The sequence below is a fragment of the Nocardioides carbamazepini genome (assembly GCF_024614185.1).
Taxonomy (GTDB): Bacteria; Actinomycetota; Actinomycetes; order Propionibacteriales; family Nocardioidaceae; genus Nocardioides; species Nocardioides carbamazepini.
This window is the reverse complement of the sequence record NZ_JAHTLF010000015.1, coordinates 104,691-123,806: the sequence shown is the minus strand read 5'-3', so window position 1 is coordinate 123,806 and position 19,116 is coordinate 104,691. Positions and strand designations below refer to the sequence as shown.

Here is a 19,116-nt window from a genome sequence, read left to right as displayed (position 1 = left end):
CGGTCGTAGCGGGAGTCTGTCTCAGCCGGCTCTCACACGCGGCCCGTAGCCTGGCGCCATGACTTCCTCCGTGAGCCGGCGGCGCGCACTGACCGGGGTCGCGACGCTCGGCGTCGGCGTACCTCTCCTGGCTGCGTGTGGCGACGACGGTGCATCGTCGGCCGACGATCCGGTGACCGCCGACCCGACCTCGCCGCCGCCGTCCTCGGATCCGGCGAGCTCGACCACGACGACGCCGCCCGCCGAGGCCGGCCTGGTCGCCGCAGCCGACGTCCCGGTGGGCGGTGGGGTGGTCCTCAACGACGAGGAGATCGTCGTGACCCAGCCCACGGCTGGCGAGTTCAAGGCATTCACGGCCGTCTGCACGCACCAGGGCTGCCTGGTGGGCTCGGTGTCGGACGGCGCGATCCACTGTCCCTGCCACGACAGCTCCTTCTCGGCCACCGACGGCTCGGTCGAGGGCGGTCCCGCCAACGGACCGCTGGCCGAGGTGGCTGTCACCGTCGCCGACGGTCAGGTGCGGCGGTCGTGACAGCAGGTGAGATCCGGGCCACCCGGCGCATCGTCTTCTCGGGCCTGGGCGCGCTCGGTGTGGCCGCCGCCCTGGCCGGCTGTGCCGGGGACGACGGAGACGGTGGCGGATCCGCGGGGCCGAAGGTCGCCGCGGGCGCCGAGCTCGCGACGACGGCCGAGGTGCCTGTCGGCGGCGGGATCGTCCTCACCGACGAGAAGGTCGTGCTCACTCAGCCGACGGCAGGCACGTTCCACGCGTTCACGGCCGTCTGCACCCACCAGAGCCTCCTGGTGACCTCGGTGGAAGACGGCACGATCCGCTGTGCCAACCACGGCTCGTCCTACTCGGCCAGCACCGGCGAGGTCGAGGGTGGCCCGGCACCGTCAGCGCTGGCCACGGTGGACATCACGGTCGACGGCGACAGGATCCTGGCCGCCTGACGAGACGCGGTCGCGCGCCACCGACGGTCCCGCGGCGACTCTCGCCGATCGAGGCGGGCGTCCAGGACCTGCCGGGCGTCGTCGTACCGTTCCGCGCGGAGCAGGGCGGCGATCCGGGCCTCCTCGACGATCTCGCGCTGCGCGTCCGAGCCGCCCAGTCGCCAGGTCGACGACGCGAGGTCGGCGAGCCGGTCGGCCGCGGCCGAGCTGCATCCGGCGGCCAGCAGTCCGAGCGCGGCGGCGAGCGGCGCGACGACCTCGCGATGCGTCGGGTCGGGATGCCGGGCGCACCAGGTGGCGAGGTCGTGGAGGCCGGGTCGGTCGTCGACGGCCAGCAGGGCGACCGCGGCGTGCAGGCCGAGGAACGCCGTCCCGGGCCGCTCGAGTACGTCGCGGCCGGTGAGGGCGACCACCTCGTCCACCGACGGGACGCCGGTGGCGTCGGGCGTGATCGCCCAGCGGAAGAGCAGCGACCCGCTGTCGACGAGAGCCCGGCACCCGACGGCATGGCGCGGCTGCAGCTGGGCGTCGTAGCGGGCCCGGACCGCGGCCAGGTCGCCGATCGAGAGCTCGTGGAGCGCGGCGTGCCACGAGAAGTGGGTGAGGCTGTCGGTCGCGGCGCCGTCGCCGATGATCCAGGCGTCCATCCATGCGAGCCCCGCCGTGTGGTCGCCCGTCTCGTAGTGGGCGTGCGCCCGCGCGTGGGCGGCATGGCCGCCGGACGGCTCGGCGCGCAGCGAACGACAGGAGAGATCCATCGCTTCGTCGAAGCGGCGCTGCTCCTGGCGCACGAACGCCATCAGGCCGGTGATCCACGGGTCGTCGCCGTACGCCGGCGCGGCGTCCTCGACGATGCGCCAGGCGGTCTCCGGCACATCGGTGACCCCCGCGAAGGCGATGGTAGGCATGGCGACGGAGAGCAGAAGCGCGTCGCGCGGGTACGACGCCAGATGGGCCACCAGGGGAGCGGCGTCGCCCTGGAGGTGCCGGTCGATCGCATGGACGTGGCTGCGCTCCCGCTCGGTCGCGCGGCCGGCGTGCAGCCGGGCGTCGGCGAGCCGGGCGGCGATGTCGACCTCGACGCACATCTCGTGCCCGAGCAGCGCGAGGGTGGCGTGACCGAGCGCGAAGGTCGGGTCGAAGGCGATGGCGCTCGCGATCCGGTCGGCCGCGCCGGTGCGCAGCCGGAGCAGGTCGCGGATGCCGCCGACATAGGCGTCGGCGGCCAGGGGGCCGGCGGTGAGCTCGTAGCCGTAGGCATCCCGACATCGCATATGTCTAGTAAAGCACGCAACTAAGGGCATTAAAGAGATGCCACGGCTCTCCGTAGGGTTGGCGCAAACCAAGCCCGCTCGCCGTGAGAGGGGCGACAGTGCAGACCTGTCGGTGCCCCTCCGTAGGGTTGGTGTCGTGGCACCCGCGCTGAGCTACCGGCCGAAACCCGGCTCGATCCCCACCCAGCCGGGGGTCTACCGGTTCCGCGACCGCACCGGGCGGGTCATCTACGTCGGCAAGGCCAAGAACCTCCGGGCCCGCCTGTCGTCGTACTTCCAAGACATCGGCAACCTGCACCCGCGCACCGCGAGCATGGTCACCACCGCGACGTCGGTGGAGTGGACGGTCGTCGGGACCGAGGTCGAGGCGCTGCAGTTGGAGTACTCCTGGATCAAGGAGTACGACCCGCGCTTCAACGTGAAGTACCGCGACGACAAGTCCTACCCCTGGCTCGCGGTCACGGTGTCCGACGAGTTCCCCCGGGTCATGGTCGGGCGCGGGGCGAAGCGCAAGGGCACCCGCTACTTCGGCCCCTACGGCCACGCCTGGGCGATCCGCGAGACCGTCGACATCCTGCTGCGCGTCTTCCCGATGCGCTCGTGCAGCAACGGGGTGTTCAAGCGCTCCAGCCAAATCGGCCGCCCCTGCCTGCTCGGCTACATCGACAAGTGCTCGGCGCCGTGCGTCGGCAATGTCTCGCCCGAGGACCACCGGGCGATCGTGGACGACTTCTGCGAGTTCATGGCCGGCCGGACCCGGCCGTTCATGAAGCGCATCGAGCAGCAGATGTACGCCGCGTCCGAGGCTCTCGACTTCGAGAAGGCCGCGCGGCTGCGGGACGACCTGGGCGCGATGAACAAGGCCCTCGAGAAGCAGGCCGTCGTCTTCGGCGACGGCTCGGACGCCGACGTGATCGCGCTCGCGGAGGACCCGCTCGAGGTCGCCGTCCAGGTCTTCTACGTCCGCGGCGGCCGGATCCGCGGCCAGCGCGGGTGGGTGGCCGACCGCACCGACGACGGCGACACCGCCGCCCTGGTGGAGGACTTCCTGCTCCAGCTGTACGCCGGCGTGGCGCCGGAGGACGTCCGTGACGCCGTGCCCCGCGAGATCCTCGTCCCCGCGCTGCCGGCCGAGCACGAGACCTTCGAGCAGCTGCTCTCCGACCTGCGCGGCTCCAAGGTCGAGATCCGGGTCCCGCAGCGCGGCGACAAGAGGACGCTCCAGGAGACGGTGGCCCGCAACGCGACCGAGTCCCTCGCCCTGCACAAGACGAAGCGCGCCAGCGACCTGACCACCCGCAACCAGGCGCTCACCGAGATCGCCGAGGCGCTGGAGCTCGAGGAGGCCCCGCTGCGCATCGAGTGCTACGACGTCTCCCACATGCAGGGCACCGAGATCGTGGCCTCGATGGTCGTGTTCGAGGACGGGCTGGCCCGCAAGGGGGAGTACCGGCGGTTCGTCATCAAGGACCAGGACGGCTCCGACGACGTCAAGGCGATGCACGAGGTGATCACCCGCCGCTTCCGCCGCCTGCTCGACGAGCAGGCGCGCTCCGAGCTGCGGCCGGGCGATCCCGCGGCCGGCACCGGTCCGATGCTGGTCGATCCCGATACCGGGCGCCCCCGGAAGTTCGCCTACGCGCCCGGGCTGGTCGTCGTCGACGGCGGGGCGCCGCAGGTCGCCGCCGCGCAGCGCGCCCTCGACGAGCTCGGCATCGACGACATCCCGATCTGCGGCCTGGCCAAGCGGCTCGAGGAGGTCTGGGTTCCCGGCGAGGAGGACCCGGTCATCCTGCCGCGCACCTCGGAGGGTCTCTACCTCCTGCAGCGGGTCCGCGACGAGGCGCACCGCTTCGCGATCGCCCACCACCGCAACCGGCGCTCGAAGTCGATGGTCGAGAGCCTGCTGGACGACGTCCCCGGGCTGGGCGAGGTACGCCGCCGGACGCTGCTGCGCCACTTCGGCTCCCTGCGCAAGCTCCGTGCCGCGACGGTCGAGGAGATCGCCGCGGTCCCCGGTGTCGGGCCCCGGACCGCGGCGGCCATCAAGGCGGCCCTGCACACCGACAGTGGGCACAATGACGCCCATGGATGACACGCACGGCCAGCTCGTGGTCGTCACCGGCATGACCGGTGCCGGCCGCAGCACCGCCGCCAAGGAGCTCGAGGACCTCGGCTTCTTCGTGGTCGACAACCTCCCGCCCAGCCTGCTGCCCGAGGTGGTCCGGCTCGTCGACGAGAGCCACGGCCCCGCCCAGCCGGTCGCGGTCGTCGTCGACGTGCGCTCCGGGTCCTTCTTCCAAGGGCTGCGCAGCGCGCTGGCCCACGGCGTCGCCGGTCGGGTCACGACGCTGGTGTTCCTCGATGCCACGGACGAGGTGCTGGTGCGGCGCCAGGAGGCGGCGCGGCGCCCGCACCCGCTCCAGCAGGGCGGCCGGCTGCTCGACGGCCTGCAGCGCGAGCGGGTCGTCCTCGCCGAGCTGCGCTCCGAGGCCGACCTCGTCATCGACACCACCAGCCTCAACGTGCACCAGCTCACCGATCGGATCGCGGAGTCGTTCGGCACGCTCGAGACGACCCGGCTGCGGGTCTCGGTGATCAGCTTCGGCTTCAAGTACGGCATCCCGGTCGACGCCGACTACGTGGCCGACATGCGCTTCCTGCCCAACCCGCACTGGGTTCCCGAGCTGAGACCCCGCACCGGGCAGGACGCCGAGGTGTCGGCGTACGTCCTGGGGCGTCCGGGCGCCGCGGAGTTCGTCGACGCCTACGTCCCGCTGCTGGCGGGGGTGGCCCAAGGGTACGTCCGCGAGGGCAAGCGGTTCATGCGGGTCGCGATCGGCTGCACCGGCGGCAAGCACCGCAGCGTGGCGATGAGCGAGGAGATCGCCCGGCGGCTGGGGGAGCAGGGCCACGTCGCCCGCGCCATCCACCGCGACCTGGGGCGCGAGTGAGCTCCGACCACCTCGGGGCGGACCAGCGGGCGCAGGCGGTCGTGGCGCTGGGGGGCGGCCACGGCCTGCACGCCTCGCTCAGCGCCTTGCGGCACCTGGTCGACGACCTCACCGTCGACGAGCTGACAGCCGTCGTCACGGTCGCCGACAACGGAGGTTCGTCCGGTCGCCTGCGCGGTGAGTTCGGGGTGCTGCCGCCCGGCGACCTCCGGATGGCGCTGGCCGCGCTGTGCGGCGACGACGAGTGGGGCGACACCTGGGCGAAGGTGCTGCAACACCGGTTCGAGGGCGACGGCGAGATGCGGGGGCACGTCGTCGGCAACCTGCTGATCGTCGGACTCTGGGAGCTGCTCGGCGACCACGTCGACGCCCTGGACTGGGTCGGACGGCTCCTCGGCGCCAAAGGCCGGGTGCTGCCGATGGCCATGACCCCGATGGACATCACCGCCGAGGTGCGCGGCCTGGCATCGGGGCTGCCCGACGGGCTGACCTCGGTGCGCGGCCAGGTCGAGGTGGCGACGACCGACGGGGTCATCACCTCCATCGCCCTCGAGCCCGCGGACCCGGAGGTCAGCCCGGCCGTCGTGAACGCGATCGCCGAGGCGGACTGGGTGATCCTCGGTCCGGGGTCGTGGTTCACCAGCGTGCTGCCGCACCTGCTCGTCCCACGGCTGCGCGATGCCCTCGTCGCCACCGACGCGCGGCTGGTGGTGGTCCTCAACCTGGAGGAGCAGGCGGGCGAGACCGGCGGCTTCGGGCCGGCCGACCACCTCGCCGTGCTGGCCGAGCACGCGCCCGATCTCGGCATCGACGTCGTCCTCGCCGACCGGCGCTCGGTCGCCGAGGACCTGGGCGAGCTCGAGGAGACCGTGGCCGCACTCGGCGCCCGGCTGGTGGTCGCCGAGGTGGCGTCCGACGACAGCAGGTCGCGTCACGACCCGGTCAAGCTCGCGGCGGCGTACGCACGAGTCTTCGAGGCGTCGGATTGTTGACCCGCGTGGGAGGATCGCCCCTATGGCGATGACGGCACAGGTCAAGGCGGAGCTCGCCAACATCCCGGTGACGAAGGTCTGCTGCCGCAAGGCCGAGGTCGCCTCGATGCTGAGGTTCGCGGGCGGGCTCCATATCGTCGCCGGCCGGATCGTCGTCGAGGCCGAGCTCGACACCGGAGCCGCGGCGCGCCGGCTGCGCAAGGACATCTCGGAGATCTACGGACAGGGCTCCGAGGTCGTGATGGTGCAGGGCAGCGGGCTGCGCAAGGGCAGCCGCTACATCGTGCGGGTCGTGAAGGACGGCGAGGCGCTGGCCCGCCAGACCGGCCTGCTCGACCAGCGCGGCCGACCGGTCCGCGGTCTGCCGCCGGCGGTCGTGTCCGGCGGCGCGTGCGACGCGGTCGCGGCGTGGCGCGGGGCCTTCCTCGCCCACGGCTCGCTGACCGAGCCCGGCCGCTCGTCCTCGCTCGAGGTCACCTGCCCCGGCTCCGAGGCCGCCCTCGCCCTCGTCGGTGTGGCGCGTCGGCTCGGCATCCAGTCCAAGGCCCGCGAGGTCCGCGGCGTCGACCGGGTCGTGATCCGCGACGGCGACGCGATCGGCCAGCTCCTGGCACGGCTCGGTGCCCACGAGACGCTGATGGCCTGGGAGGAGCGACGGATGCGGCGCGAGGTGCGCGCCACCGCCAACCGCCTCGCCAACTTCGACGACGCCAACCTGCGCCGCTCCGCGCGCGCGGCGGTGACCGCTGGCGCGCGCGTCCAGCGGGCGATGGAGATCCTCGGCGACGAGGTGCCCGACCACCTGCGGATGGCAGGCGAGTTGCGGCTGGAGCACAAGCAGGCCTCCTTGGAGGAGCTCGGTCAGCTGCACGAGCCGGTGCTCACCAAGGACGCCATCGCCGGGCGGATCCGCCGGCTGCTGGCGATGGCCGACAAGCGGGCCGAGGACCTCGGCGTACCGGACACCGAGGCGTCGCTCACCCCCGAGATGCTCGCCGGCGACGCCTGAGACGTCGGCGGCCATGTCCTGATCCGGCCTGTGGCGCGGATCACCTCCTCCCTCCGATGGCGCGGCGCCCCGAGATAGGGTCGGAGGACCGACGTAGGTCCGCTCTCCCAGGAGGTTCGCAGTGACTGTTCGTGTAGGAATCAACGGATTCGGTCGGATCGGCCGCAATTTCTTCCGCGCGGTGCGCGCGAGCGGTGCCGACATCGAGATCGTCGGAGTCAACGACCTCACGGACAACGCGACCCTGGCCCACCTGCTGAAGTACGACTCGATCCTCGGGCCGCTCGATGCCGACGTCGAGTCGACCGACAGCGCGATCATCGTCGGTGGCACCGAGATCCGGGCGTTCGCCGAGCGCGACCCGGCGGCGCTGGGCTGGGGCGACCTCGGCGTCGACGTCGTCGTCGAGTCGACCGGCTTCTTCACCGACGCCACCAAGGCGCGGGCCCATGTCGACGGCGGTGGCGCGAAGAAGGTCATCATCTCCGCGCCGGCGTCCCATGAGGACGTCACGATCGTGATGGGCGTCAACCACGACAGCTACGACCCGGCGGCGCACACGGTCATCTCCAACGCGTCGTGCACCACCAACTGCCTGGCCCCCATGGCGAAGGCGCTCAACGACGGCCTCGGCATCGTCAAGGGCCTGATGACCACGGTGCACGCCTACACCGCCGACCAGAACCTGCAGGACAACATCCACAAGGACCTGCGCCGGGCCCGCGCCGCCGCGATCAACATCGTGCCGACCTCCACGGGCGCCGCCAAGGCGATCGGCCTGGTGCTGCCGGAGATGAAGGGCAAGCTCGACGGCTACGCCCTGCGGGTGCCGACTCCCACCGGCTCGCTGACCGATCTCTCCTTCGAGGCGTCGCGCTCGACCAGCGTCGAGGAGGTCAACGCGATCGTGAAGGCGGCCGCCGACGGCCGCTACCTCGTCTACTCCACCGACCCGATCGTCTCCTCCGACATCGTCACCCATCCCGCGTCGTGCATCTTCGACGCGCCTCTCACCAAGGTGATCGACAACCAGGTCAAGGTCGCGGGCTGGTACGACAACGAGTGGGGCTACTCCAACCGGCTCGCGGACCTCATCACGCACGTCGGCGCTACGCTCTGACGCTTGTGACCGACTTCAAGGGCCTCTCCCCGGAATTCCTGGGCGGGGTGCGCGGCAAGCGCGTCCTCGTCCGCTCCGACCTCAACGTCCCGCTCGACGACGGCAGGATCACCGATGACGGGCGGATCCGCGCCAGCGTCCCGACGATCAAGGCGCTGGCCGACGCCGGTGCCCGCGTGGTCGTCACCGCCCACCTCGGGCGTCCGGCGGGCGCGCCGGACCCGGCCTACTCGCTGGCGCCCGTCGCCGCCCGCCTCGGCGAGCTGCTCGACGCCCCCGTGGCGTTCGCGACCGACACGGTCGGCGCCTCCGCGCAGGAGACGGTCGCCGGCCTCGCCGACGGCCAGGTCGCGCTGCTGGAGAACGTCCGGTTCAACGCCGGTGAGACGAGCAAGGACGACGCCGAGCGCGGCGCCTTCGCCGACCGGCTCGCGGCGCTCGCCGGTGCGGACGGGGCCTTCGTCTCCGACGGCTTCGGTGTCGTGCACCGCAAGCAGGCCAGCGTGTACGACGTCGCGCAGCGGCTCCCGCACGCCATGGGCGGCCTCGTCGCGGCCGAGGTCGAGGTGCTGCGCCGCCTCACCGTCGACCCGGCGCGGCCCTATGTCGTCGTGCTCGGCGGCTCCAAGGTCTCCGACAAGCTCGGCGTGATCGACAACCTGCTCGGCAAGGCCGACAAGCTGCTCATCGGCGGGGGCATGGTCTTCACCTTCCTGAAGGCCGCCGGCCTCGAGGTCGGCAACAGCCTCCTCGAGGAGGACCAGCTCGACACGGTGCGCACCTACCAGGAGCGGGCCAAGGAGCTCGGCGTCGAGATCGTGCTGCCCACCGACATCGTGGTGGCCGACAGCTTCGGCGACGAGAGCTCCGCTCGCGTCGTACCCGCCGCGGGGATCCCGGCCGACAGCCTCGGCCTCGACATCGGCCCGGAGTCCGGGGCCGCGTTCGCCGCCGCGCTGGCCGATGCGAGGACGGTGTTCTGGAACGGCCCGATGGGCGTCTTCGAGCAGCCGGCGTTCGCAGGCGGAACTCGAGTCGTCGCGGCGGCGCTGGCTGCACATCGAGGGGCCGACGTCCTGACGGTCGTCGGTGGCGGCGACTCGGCGGCCGCCGTACGGGCCCTCGGGTTCGACGAGGCCGCCTTCGGCCACATCTCGACCGGCGGCGGAGCGAGTCTGGAGTTTCTCGAGGGCAGGGAGCTGCCCGGCATCACCGTCCTGGAGGAGAGCTGACATGGCAGGCCGTACCCCGCTGATGGCGGGCAACTGGAAGATGAACCTCAACCATGCCGAGGCCGTCGTCCTCGTGCAGAAGCTGGCGTGGACGCTGTCCGACAAGCGGCACGACTACAGCAAGGTCGAGGTCGCGGTGATCCCGCCGTTCACCGACATCCGCTCCGTGCAGACCCTCATCGACGGCGACCGGCTCTCCATCCGGTACGGCGCCCAGGACGTGTCGCAGCATGCCAGCGGCGCCTACACCGGCGAGATCTCGGCGGCGATGCTCGCCAAGCTCGGCTGCTCCTACGTCGTGGTGGGCCACTCCGAGCGCCGGCAGTACCACGCCGAGACCGACGCTGTCGTCAACGCCAAGGCCAGGGCCGCGCTCGGCGCGAAGATCACTCCCATCGTCTGTGTCGGCGAGGGTCTCGAGGTCCGCCAGGCCGGTGAGCACGTGCCGCACACGATGGCGCAGGTGGAGGGCTCGCTCGCCGGTCTCTCGCCGAAGCAGGTCGCCGGTCTGGTCATCGCCTACGAGCCCGTGTGGGCGATCGGCACCGGGGAGGTGGCCACGCCGGACGACGCCCAGGAGGTCTGCGCGGCGATCCGAGGGCAGGTGCGGGAGTCGTACGGCGACGAGGCCGCGGACGCCGTCCGGGTCCTCTACGGCGGCTCGGTGAAGGCCGCGAACGTCGCCGGGATCATGGTGAAGCCCGATGTCGACGGCGCCCTCGTCGGCGGCGCGAGCCTCGAGGTGGACGAGTTCGGCGGAATCTGCCGGTTCTACGACATGCCGGTGCTGTCGTAGAACCAGGGCTGACGTAGGATTCCTCGCGTGTCGACGCTTCTCACTGTGCTGCTCGTGATCACGAGCCTGATCCTGATCCTGCTCGTGCTGTTGCACAAGGGTCGGGGCGGTGGCCTCTCGGACATGTTCGGCGGCGGTGTGTCGAGCTCGCTCGGCGGCTCTTCGATCGCCGAGCGCAACCTCGACCGGTTCACGGTCGGGATCGGCGTGATCTGGTTCGCCTGCGTGATCGCGCTGGGCCTCCTGCTCGCCTATCAGAAGTAGCAGCACTGACCGTCTTGCAACCGGCCCGGCGAGTGCCGTGCCGTCCGATGGCTTGAGGAGAGAATCCGTTGGCTGGTGGTGGGAACGCGATCCGCGGTAGTCGCGTCGGTGCGGGTCCGATGGGGGAGGCCGAGCGGGGCGAGGCCGCTCCCCGTCAGGCGGTCACGTACTTCTGTGCGAACGACCACCGCTCGGTGATCACCTTCTCCGTCGAGGCGTCCGTGCCGGACTCCTGGGACTGCCCCAAGTGCGGCCTGCCCGCCGGTCTCGACTCCGAGAACGCGCCCCCGGCGCCCAAGATCGAGCCCTACAAGACCCATCTCGCCTACGTGAAGGAGCGGCGCTCCGACAAGGAGGCCGAGGTCATCCTCGACGAGGCGATCCAGCTGCTCCGCTCCCGCCGCAAGTCCGGCGAGATCATCTTCTGACCGACCCGTCTCGAACTGAGTCTGATGGCTCGCCGACCCGTCGCAGATTGAACTCGGAATGTCGCCGAACCGGCGCAGATTGAGGTCGAGAAGGCGCCGACCCGGCGCAGTCTGAGCTTCTCCGTGGTCAACGTCCCCGGCCAGAACGCCGCCGCGCCTCGATGATGCCGTTGCGAAGGATGGCCTCGGCGTCGGCTCGTGGTCCGAACAGGTTCTCCTTGCGGAGCGCCTTGACGATGAACGGAGTCTGCGCCTCCACCGCGGCTCGGCGGCGCCGGTCGTGCTCCAGCTGCTCCGGGCTCGAGTGCCATTCGTCGCCGTCGTACTCGGCCGCGAACCACAGTTCGGGATTGCCCACGTCGAGCCGGGCGAGGAACTCGCCGAGGTCGTCGTACACCTCGAGCTGCGGGACCGGTGTGGGGAGATGGGCCTGGATCCAGCGCAACCGCAAGATCGACTCGGGAGGCGACTCGGCCCGGCCATCGACGTAGTCCACCATCACGCGCAGGGTCCGGACCCAGCGCATCCCCCGGAACCGAGGTACGCCGGCGGCGAGCTCCTCCTTCGAGAACAAGCCGAGGCGGAGCATCTGGTCCATCGCCGCCAGCGAGCGCTCGACGTACCGGTGGCGACCGAGGTCCCAGGCCGTGCGGAGCGGAGAGGTCACGCGCAGCCCGTTCACCTCGACGACGTCACCGCGGACGAAGGCTCGCTCACCGCTGTCCGCGAGGTCGTTGCGCAGCCGTCGTCCCGGCGAAGGCAGGAACACGCACACCGGTGCGACGTGGATGTGCTCGTTCGGCGCAAGGACCATCTCTGCGCCGTGCAGCCAGCCGGCATGGCGATCACAGATCACCGCGTCCGTGGGTACGACGAGCCGCAGCGCGGCGCAGCGCAGACCGAGGCTGTCCGGCACCGGGTTCGCGACGTAGACGCCTTCGACGAGCCGGCGCAGGTACCCCCGATCGACCAGCCAGGTGAGGTCGGTCGGCCAGATCCCGGCCTCCTGGCGAGCTGTGGCCGTGGTGAACGGAGCGTCCAGGGGGAGGGGGAAGCTGGCGGGGAGGAAGGGCAGTCCCTCGAGTTCGGTTCTTCTCATGGCCCGCGGCGTGCCCGCTGTGGCCTGTGGACCAATCATCGGGTGCGACGCCCTGTGGATGGGAGCGTGAACCGCGTGCAGCGTGCGCCGGTCCGACCGTCTCTCGACATCACCTGGCGCCGGGTCGGTGAGTTCCTGGGTTCAATCTGCGCCGGCTCGGCGAGCTCCTGGGTTCAATCTGCGCCGGGTCGCGCTAGATACGAGAGGCGGCAGGGGAGTCGAGGAACCAGATGGTCTCGGCCTGGCCGGTGACACCGCGGGCGGGAGTCTCCCGGAGCGCGGCGGGCTCGGCAGCGGGCGACACCTCCGCGAGGGCACGGCGTACGGCGTCCGCCTTGGCATCGCCGCTGACGACGAACCACACCGACTGGGCCCGGTTCAGCGCCTCGAAGGTGAGGCTGACCCGGTCGGGCGGCGGCTTGGGGGAGCCGTGGACCGCGACGGTGGGTGCGCCCGCGGCGTCGAGTCCGGGGTGCCCGGGGAAGAGCGAGGCCACGTGGCCGTCGGGGCCCAGGCCGAGCATCAGGACGTCGAAGGTGCCACTGCCCTGCGCCCGGATCGTGTCGGCGTACGACGCCGCGGACTCCTCGACCGAGTCCACCTCGGACGAGGAGGGCGCGGTGTGGACCCGGTGGGCGCCGACCTCGTCGAGGAACGCCGCGCGGGCCTGGTTGAGGTTGCGGTCGCGGGAGTCGGCCGGGACGAAGCGCTCGTCGCCGAACCAGAGGACGACCGCGCCCCAGTCGACACCGGAGGCCGGGGCGAGCCGGGCGATCTCGCGGTGGACCTCGTCGGCGATGCCACCGCCGGTGAGGCCGACGTGCGGCACCTGCCCGGCGGCCTGGGCGTCGGCGACCCGGTTGAGGAGCTCCCCGGCGACCGCGGTGGCGAGCGCACCGGCGTCGTCGTGGACCTCGATCAGCGGCTGGGGGCTGTCGATCGGCGTGGTGTTCATCGTGAGCGCTGCTCCCGGTAGTAGTCGATCATCGCGCGGGTGGAGGGGTCCTGCTCGGCCAGCACCGCGGCGTCGCCGGCGAGCGCGGGCGCGATCTGCACCGCCAGCTGCTTGCCGAGCTCCACGCCCCACTGGTCGAAGCTGTCGATGCCCCACACCACGCCCTGGGTGAAGGTGATGTGCTCGTAGAGCGCGATCAGCTGGCCGAGCACGCCGGGGGTCAGCGCCGGTGCCATGATCGAGGTGGTCGGTCGGTTGCCGGAGAAGACCCGCGCGGGCACGATCCGCGCCGGCGTGCCCTCCGCGCGCACCTCGTCGGCAGTCTTGCCGGACGCAAGCGCCTTGGTCTGGGCGAGGAAGTTCGCGAGCAGCAGCTCGTGCACATCGGTCTCGCCGTCCTCGAGCGGGTAGGTCGGCGTCGCGAAGGCGATGAAGTCGGCCGGCACCAGGCGGGTGCCCTGGTGCAGCAGCTGGTAGAACGCGTGCTGGCCGTTGGTGCCCGGCTCGCCCCAGAACACCTCGCCGGTGTCGGTGGTGACCGGGCTCCCGTCCCAGCGCACGCTCTTGCCGTTGGACTCCATGGTGAGCTGCTGGAGGTACGCCGGGAAGCGGTGCAGCGACTGCGCGTAGGGCAGCACCGCGTGCGACTGGGCGCCGAGGAAGTTGGCGTACCAGACGTTGAGCAGACCCATCAGGACCGGCACGTTCCGCTCCAGCGGCGCGGACACGAAATGGTCGTCGACCGCGCGGAAGCCCGCGAGGAACTCCTCGAAGCGCTCGGGTCCGATCGCCACGGCGAGCGAGGTGCCGATCGCCGAGTCGACGGAGTAGCGGCCGCCGACCCAGTCCCAGAACCCGAAGGCGTTGGCCGGGTCGATGCCGAAGTCGACCACCTTGTCGAGCGCGGTCGAGACGGCGACGAAGTGGCGCGACACCGCCTCGTCACCGGCGCCCAGTCCCTCGAGCAGCCAGGACCGGCACAGCCGGGCGTTCGTCAGGGTCTCGAGGGTGCCGAAGGTCTTGCTGGAGACGATGAACAGCGTGCTCGCGGGGTCGAGTCCCGCGAGGGTCTCGGCCGCGTCGGTCGGGTCGATATTGCTGATGAACCGGCACTCGAGGCCGTCGTGGACATAGGCCTTCAGGGCCTCGTAGGCCATCACCGGACCGAGGTCCGAGCCGCCGATGCCGATGTTGACGACCGTGCGGATCCGCTCGCCGGTGAAGCCGCGCCAGGCGCCGGAGCGTACGTCCTCGGCGAAGGAGTAGACGCGCCGCAGGACGGCGCGGACCTCCTCCACGACGTCCGCGCCACCGACCTCCAGGTCGGAGCCCGCAGCACGGCGCAGCGCCGTGTGGAGGACGGCGCGGTCCTCGGTGACGTTGATGTGCTCGCCGCGGAACATGGCGTCGCGCCGCGCCGGGAGGTCGACGGCCTCGGCCAGCGACACCAGTGCCTTCCAGATCTCCGGGGTGACCAGGTTCTTGGAGAGGTCGACGCGCAGGTCCGCTGCCTGGAGCGTCGAGCGCTCCACCCACTCGGCATCGGTGAGCCGGGTGCGCAGGTCGGGACGGGCATGGGAGGCCAGATCGGTGAGTCGTCCCCACGCCTCGGTCGAGGTCGGGTCGACGGGCGCAGCACCCACGGAGATCAGCCCCTGGCCTTGGCCATCTGCCCTTCGACCGTGGCGACGAGTTCGACCCAGGAGGCCTTGAACTTGTCGACTCCCTCGGTCTCGAGGACGACGAACACGTCGTCGAGGTCGATGCCGGCGGCGGCGAGCCGGTCGAAGACGCCCTGCGCCTCGTCGGCCTTGCCGGTCACCTGGTCGCCGGTCACCTCGCCGTGGTCGGCGAACGCCAGGAGCGTCTTCTCCGGCATGGTGTTGACCGTGTCGGCGACCACCAGGTCGGTGACGTAGAGGGTGTCGGAGTACGCCGGGTTCTTCACGCCGGTCGAGGCCCACAGGGGCCGCTGGGGGTTCGCCCCGGCGGCGGCAAGGTCCTGCCAGCGGGCGGACGCGACGACCTCCTCGAACGCGGCGTACGCCAGGCGTGCGTTGGCGACCGCGGCCTGGCCGCGCAGGGCCAGCGCCTCGTCGGTGCCGAGCTTGTCCAGGCGGGCGTCGATCTCGGTGTCGACCCGGGAGACGAAGAACGAGGCGACGGACTGGATGGTGGCGAGGTCGATCCCGGCAGCGCGGGCCTGCTCGAGCCCGGTGAGATAGGCGTCCATGACGGCGCGGTAGCGCTCGACGGAGAAGATCAAGGTGACGTTGACGCTGATGCCGGCCCCGATCGCTGCCGTGATCGCGGGCAGGCCCTCGAGAGTGGCCGGGATCTTGATGAGGGCGTTGGGGCGGTCGACCGCCTCCCAGAGCGCCTTGGCCGAGGCGATGGTGGCCTCGGTGTCGTTGGCCAGCGTCGGCTCGACCTCGATGGACACCCGGCCGTCCGCCGGATGGGCGGCGGCGACGGGGGCCAGGATGTCGCACGCGTTGCGCACGTCGTCGGTGGTCAGCGCGAAGATCACCTCGTCGACCCCCGCCCCGTCCTCGACCAGCCGGCGCACCTGGTCGTCGTACCGTTCGCCGTTGGCGATGGCACCCGCGAAGATCGTGGGATTCGTGGTGACCCCGACGACCGAGCGGTCGCGGACGAGCTCGGCGAGGTTGCCGGTCTCGATCCGCTCCCGGGACAGGTCGTCGAGCCAGATGGACACCCCCGCGTCAGCGAGGGCCTTCAGTGGATCAGACATGAGTTCCTCCTTCTGCGGTGGGTGGTGCCGGTTCAGCTGCGTGCGGCCGCCGCGATGCTCTCGCGCGCCGCCTGGACCACGGCCTCGGGGGTGAACCCGAACTCGCGGAAGAGGGTGCCGGCGTCGGCGCTCGCGCCGTAGTGGTCGATGCTCACCATGCGGCCGGCGTCGCCGACGTACTCGCGCCAGCCCTGCTTCACGCCGGCCTCGACGGACACACGCGCCTTGACGGTCGGTGGGATGACCGCGTCGCGGTAGGCCTGCGTCTGCGCCTCGAACCATTCCTGGCAGGGCAGCGAGACCACGCGGGCGCGGATCCCCTCGGCGGCGAGCTGCCCGCGGGCGGCGACGGCGTGCTGGACCTCCGAGCCGGTGGCGATGAGCACGACGTCGGGTGTCCCGCCCTCCGCGTCGAGCAGCACATAGCCGCCCTTGGCGACGTCGTCGGTGGTCGCGTAGCCGTCGGTGCCGCGCGGGAAGGTCGGGACGTTCTGGCGGCTGAGGATCAAGCCGGCGGGACGGTCGTTGTTGCGCAGGATCTGCAGCCAGGCGGCGGCGGTCTCGTTGGCGTCGGCCGGCCGGACGACGTCGAGGCCGGGGATGGCACGCAACGCCGCGAGGTGCTCGATGGGCTGATGGGTCGGACCGTCCTCGCCGAGGCCGATCGAGTCGTGCGTCCACACGTGGACGACCGGCGCCTGCATCAGGGCACCGACCCGGACGGCGCCGCGCATGTAGTCGGAGAACGTGAGGAACGTGCCGCCGAAGACGCGGGTGCCGCCGTGGACGGCGATGCCGTTCATGATCGCGCCCATGCCGTGCTCGCGGATGCCGAAGTGCAGGACGCGGCCCTGGTACGGGTCGGCCGGCCACTCCTCGACCGACCGGTCGAGGGGCAGGAACGACGGCGCGTCCTTGATGGTCGTGTTGTTGGAGCCGGCGAGGTCGGCCGAGCCGCCCCACAGCTCCGGCATCACCGGCGCGAGCGCGTTGATCACCTTGCCGGACGCGGCGCGGGTCGCGACGCCCTTGGCGTCGGCCTCGAACACCGGCAGCGCGGCCTCGATGCCGTCGGGAAGGCGGCGGTCCTTGATCCGGTGAAGCAGCGCGGCGCCCTCGGGGTTCGCGCCGGCCCAGGCGTCGTACTCCTTGGCCCAGGCGGCGGCCCGGGCCTTGCCGCGCTCGACCAGCGAGCGGGTGTGCGCGAGCACGTCGGCGGGGACCTCGAAGCTCTTGGCCGGGTCGAAGCCGAGGATCGTCTTGGTGGCGGCGACCTCGTCGGCGCCGAGCGCGGACCCGTGCGCGGCCTCGGTGTTCTGTGCGTTGGGGGCGGGCCAGGCGATGACCGTCTTGAGGACGATGATCGAGGGCCGGTCGGTGACCCGGTCGGCGGCCTCGATCGCGGCGTAGAGGGCGGGGACGTCCTCCTCGTAGTTGGCCAGGTCGTTGTGGTTGTTGCCGGTCCAGTCGACGGTCTGGACGTGCCAGCCGTAGGCCTCGTAGCGCTTCGCGACGTCCTCGTTGAACGCGATATGGGTGTCGCCCTCGATGGAGATCCGGTTGGCGTCGTAGATGACCGTGAGGTTGCCGAGCTCCTGGGTGCCGGCGATCGAGGACGCCTCGCTGCTCACGCCCTCCTCGAGGTCGCCGTCGGAGGCGAGCACGTAGACGTGGTGGTCGAACAGCGACGGCCCGTCGCCGGCGTCGGGGTCGAGCAGGCCCCTCTCCCGACGGGCGGCCATCGCCATGCCGACCGCGTTGGCCAGGCCCTGCCCGAGCGGGCCCGTCGTGACCTCGACACCGGCGGTGTGGCCGAACTCGGGGTGGCCGGGGGTCTTGCTGCCCCAGCTGCGCAGCGCCTCGAGGTCGGCGAGCTCGAGCCCGAAGCCGCCGAGGAAGAGCTGGGTGTAGAGCGTGATCGAGGAGTGGCCGCAGGAGAGGACGAACCGGTCCCGGGCCATCCAGGCCGGGTCGGCGGGGTCGTGCCGCATGACCTTCTGGAAGAGCAGGTACGCCGCCGGCGCGAGGCTCATGGCCGTCCCCGGGTGACCGTTGCCCACCTTCTGGACGGCGTCCATCGCGAGGACGCGGGCGGTGTCAACTGCCTTGCGGTCGAGGTCGGTCCACTCGAGCTCCGGGATCATGGTTCCGAGCCTACCGAGAGCAGTGGCGGGCACGACACCGGCTCGGTGCCATTCCCGGGAAGGGCTCGGGCTACACTCGGACCGCTTCTACCCCTGTTTGCGAGGACCTTCCGTGACCTACGTCGACCCGACCAGCCGCGATCTGCTGGCTGACGACGACGGACCGCAGAAGGCGACCTTCCGCGACGTGGTCCTGGCGTACGTCGGCCTCACCAAGCCGCGCGTCATCGAGCTGCTGCTCCTGACCACCGTCCCTGTCATGTTCTTCGCCGCCCGGGGCGTACCCCCGCTCGGCCTGGTCCTGGCGACCGTGGTCGGCGGCACCCTCTCCGCGGGCTCCGCGTCGGTCTTCAACTGTGTCTACGACCGCGACATCGACGAGCAGATGCGCCGGACCCGGCGCCGCGCGCTGCCGCGCCACATCGTCACCCCCGCCGCGGCGCTCGTGTTCGGCGCGGTGCTCGGGATCTTGTCGACCGTGGTCCTCGCCGTGTGGGTCAACCCGCTCTCAGCAGTCCTCTCGGTCAGCGCGAACGCGTTCTACGTCTTCGTCTACACGATGCTGCTCAAGCGGCGGACCACGCAGAACATCGTCTGGGGCGGCATCGCCGGCTGCTTCCCCGCCCTGATCGGCTGGACGGCCGTCACCGGCGAGCTCTCCTGGGTCCCCATCGTGCTCTTCGCCGTGGTGTTCTTCTGGACGCCGCCGCACACGTGGGCCCTGGCGCTGCGCTACCGCGAGGACTACGCCCAGGTCGACGTCCCGATGCTCCCCGTGGTCAAGCCGGCCCGCTCGGTCGCCCTGCAGATCGTGGTCTACAGCTGGGTGATGGTGGCGACGTCGCTGCTGCTCTGGCCCGTCGCGGACACCGGACCGCTCTATCCGATCGCCGCCGGCGTCCTCGGTGCCGTCTTCCTGGTCCAGGCGCACGGGCTGCACCGCCGCGCCAAGACCTCCGACGAGCTGAGCGTGCTCCAGCCGATGCGGCTGTTCCACTCCTCGAACCTGTACCTGTCGCTGCTGTTCGTCGCCGTCGCGATCGACCCTCTGTTGCACTGAGCCGGACAGTTCCAGGAAGTACCGAACGGGTTCGCGCAGTGAGCGCGACCGACAGCGCGGCCGGAACGCACCTTGAATTG

18 protein-coding genes are annotated in these 19,116 nt (G+C 71.4%); 12 read left to right on the top strand and 6 right to left on the bottom strand.

Going from position 1 to position 19,116, the window contains the following annotated elements:
• Positions 1-58: 58 nt before the first annotated feature.
• Positions 59-532: a Rieske (2Fe-2S) protein gene (locus tag KVF89_RS10485; RefSeq protein ID WP_257425466.1), complete on the top strand. Its 474-nt coding sequence runs from the start codon at positions 59-61 to the stop codon at positions 530-532.
• Positions 529-954, top strand: a complete 426-nt coding sequence (locus KVF89_RS10480; RefSeq protein ID WP_257425465.1) for a Rieske (2Fe-2S) protein — start codon at positions 529-531, stop codon at positions 952-954. Before KVF89_RS10485 ends, KVF89_RS10480 begins: the two co-directional genes overlap by 4 nt.
• Here the strand turns inward: KVF89_RS10480 and KVF89_RS10475 are convergent.
• Positions 855-2,228 (bottom strand): tetratricopeptide repeat protein, encoded by a 1,374-nt coding sequence (locus tag KVF89_RS10475; protein WP_257425464.1) that lies wholly within the window; start codon positions 2,226-2,228, stop codon positions 855-857. The two genes, KVF89_RS10480 and KVF89_RS10475, sit on opposite strands and share 100 nt — an antisense overlap.
• A gap of 136 nt (positions 2,229-2,364) precedes the next feature.
• On the opposite strand from KVF89_RS10475, the gene uvrC reads away from it, so the two are divergent.
• From uvrC to KVF89_RS10430, 9 genes are all read left to right on the top strand, one after another.
• Positions 2,365-4,323, top strand: coding sequence for an excinuclease ABC subunit UvrC (uvrC, locus tag KVF89_RS10470; RefSeq protein ID WP_257425462.1), 1,959 nt, complete (start codon positions 2,365-2,367; stop codon positions 4,321-4,323).
• On the top strand, positions 4,316-5,182 hold the full coding sequence (gene rapZ / locus KVF89_RS10465) for an RNase adapter RapZ (RefSeq protein ID WP_257425460.1): 867 nt from the start codon (positions 4,316-4,318) through the stop codon (positions 5,180-5,182). The genes uvrC and rapZ overlap by 8 nt, the downstream gene beginning before the upstream one ends.
• Positions 5,179-6,174, top strand: coding sequence for a gluconeogenesis factor YvcK family protein (locus tag KVF89_RS10460; RefSeq protein ID WP_257425454.1), 996 nt, complete (start codon positions 5,179-5,181; stop codon positions 6,172-6,174). Before rapZ ends, KVF89_RS10460 begins: the two co-directional genes overlap by 4 nt.
• Positions 6,175-6,196: 22 nt before the next feature.
• A complete protein-coding gene (gene whiA, locus KVF89_RS10455) occupies positions 6,197-7,183 on the top strand; it encodes a DNA-binding protein WhiA (RefSeq protein ID WP_257425452.1) in 987 nt (328 codons plus the stop codon).
• Between the two features lie 121 nt (positions 7,184-7,304).
• Positions 7,305-8,303, top strand: a complete 999-nt coding sequence (gene gap / locus KVF89_RS10450) for a type I glyceraldehyde-3-phosphate dehydrogenase (RefSeq protein ID WP_257425450.1) — start codon at positions 7,305-7,307, stop codon at positions 8,301-8,303.
• A gap of 5 nt (positions 8,304-8,308) precedes the next feature.
• Positions 8,309-9,535: a phosphoglycerate kinase gene (locus KVF89_RS10445; RefSeq protein WP_257425448.1), complete on the top strand. Its 1,227-nt coding sequence runs from the start codon at positions 8,309-8,311 to the stop codon at positions 9,533-9,535.
• A gap of 1 nt (position 9,536) precedes the next feature.
• On the top strand, positions 9,537-10,331 hold the full coding sequence (gene tpiA / locus KVF89_RS10440) for a triose-phosphate isomerase (protein ID WP_257425446.1): 795 nt from the start codon (positions 9,537-9,539) through the stop codon (positions 10,329-10,331).
• A 27-nt stretch (positions 10,332-10,358) separates the two neighbouring features.
• Positions 10,359-10,595: a preprotein translocase subunit SecG gene (gene secG / locus KVF89_RS10435; protein ID WP_257425444.1), complete on the top strand. Its 237-nt coding sequence runs from the start codon at positions 10,359-10,361 to the stop codon at positions 10,593-10,595.
• A gap of 68 nt (positions 10,596-10,663) precedes the next feature.
• On the top strand, positions 10,664-11,023 hold the full coding sequence (locus tag KVF89_RS10430) for an RNA polymerase-binding protein RbpA (protein ID WP_141007576.1): 360 nt from the start codon (positions 10,664-10,666) through the stop codon (positions 11,021-11,023).
• Between the two features lie 127 nt (positions 11,024-11,150).
• Here the strand turns inward: KVF89_RS10430 and KVF89_RS10425 are convergent, their stop codons facing one another.
• The 5 genes from KVF89_RS10425 to tkt form a co-directional block, all read right to left on the bottom strand.
• Positions 11,151-12,122, bottom strand: coding sequence for a type IV toxin-antitoxin system AbiEi family antitoxin (locus KVF89_RS10425; RefSeq protein ID WP_257425440.1), 972 nt, complete (start codon positions 12,120-12,122; stop codon positions 11,151-11,153).
• 193 nt (positions 12,123-12,315) lie between these two features.
• Positions 12,316-13,077, bottom strand: coding sequence for a 6-phosphogluconolactonase (pgl, locus tag KVF89_RS10420; protein ID WP_257425439.1), 762 nt, complete (start codon positions 13,075-13,077; stop codon positions 12,316-12,318).
• Positions 13,074-14,720: a glucose-6-phosphate isomerase gene (gene pgi, locus KVF89_RS10415; protein ID WP_257425438.1), complete on the bottom strand. Its 1,647-nt coding sequence runs from the start codon at positions 14,718-14,720 to the stop codon at positions 13,074-13,076. The genes pgl and pgi overlap by 4 nt, the downstream gene beginning before the upstream one ends.
• A 5-nt stretch (positions 14,721-14,725) precedes the next feature.
• Positions 14,726-15,832: a transaldolase gene (gene tal / locus KVF89_RS10410; RefSeq protein WP_257425437.1), complete on the bottom strand. Its 1,107-nt coding sequence runs from the start codon at positions 15,830-15,832 to the stop codon at positions 14,726-14,728.
• 32 nt (positions 15,833-15,864) lie between these two features.
• Complete coding sequence (gene tkt, locus KVF89_RS10405) at positions 15,865-17,976, bottom strand: transketolase (protein WP_257425436.1); 2,112 nt, start codon at positions 17,974-17,976, stop codon at positions 15,865-15,867.
• Between the two features lie 142 nt (positions 17,977-18,118).
• Here tkt and KVF89_RS10400 point away from each other — a divergent pair, with 142 nt between their 5' ends.
• A complete protein-coding gene (locus KVF89_RS10400) occupies positions 18,119-19,036 on the top strand; it encodes a heme o synthase (RefSeq protein WP_306809379.1) in 918 nt (305 codons plus the stop codon).
• Positions 19,037-19,116: the final 80 nt, after the last annotated feature.

Bases quoted from the DNA above. Each gene is read 5' to 3' on its own strand.
- KVF89_RS10475 (WP_257425464.1), bottom strand. From the start codon at position 2,228: ATGCGATGTCGGGATGCCTACGGCTACGAGCTCACCGCCGGCCCCCTG.
- rapZ (WP_257425460.1), top strand. From the start codon at position 4,316: ATGGATGACACGCACGGCCAGCTCGTGGTCGTCACCGGCATGACCGGT.
- tpiA (WP_257425446.1), top strand. From the start codon at position 9,537: ATGGCAGGCCGTACCCCGCTGATGGCGGGCAACTGGAAGATGAACCTC.
- whiA (WP_257425452.1), top strand. From the start codon at position 6,197: ATGGCGATGACGGCACAGGTCAAGGCGGAGCTCGCCAACATCCCGGTG.
- tal (WP_257425437.1), bottom strand. From the start codon at position 15,832: ATGTCTGATCCACTGAAGGCCCTCGCTGACGCGGGGGTGTCCATCTGG.
- pgl (WP_257425439.1), bottom strand. From the start codon at position 13,077: ATGAACACCACGCCGATCGACAGCCCCCAGCCGCTGATCGAGGTCCAC.
- KVF89_RS10425 (WP_257425440.1), bottom strand. From the start codon at position 12,122: ATGAGAAGAACCGAACTCGAGGGACTGCCCTTCCTCCCCGCCAGCTTC.
- KVF89_RS10485 (WP_257425466.1), top strand. From the start codon at position 59: ATGACTTCCTCCGTGAGCCGGCGGCGCGCACTGACCGGGGTCGCGACG.
- tkt (WP_257425436.1), bottom strand. From the start codon at position 17,976: ATGATCCCGGAGCTCGAGTGGACCGACCTCGACCGCAAGGCAGTTGAC.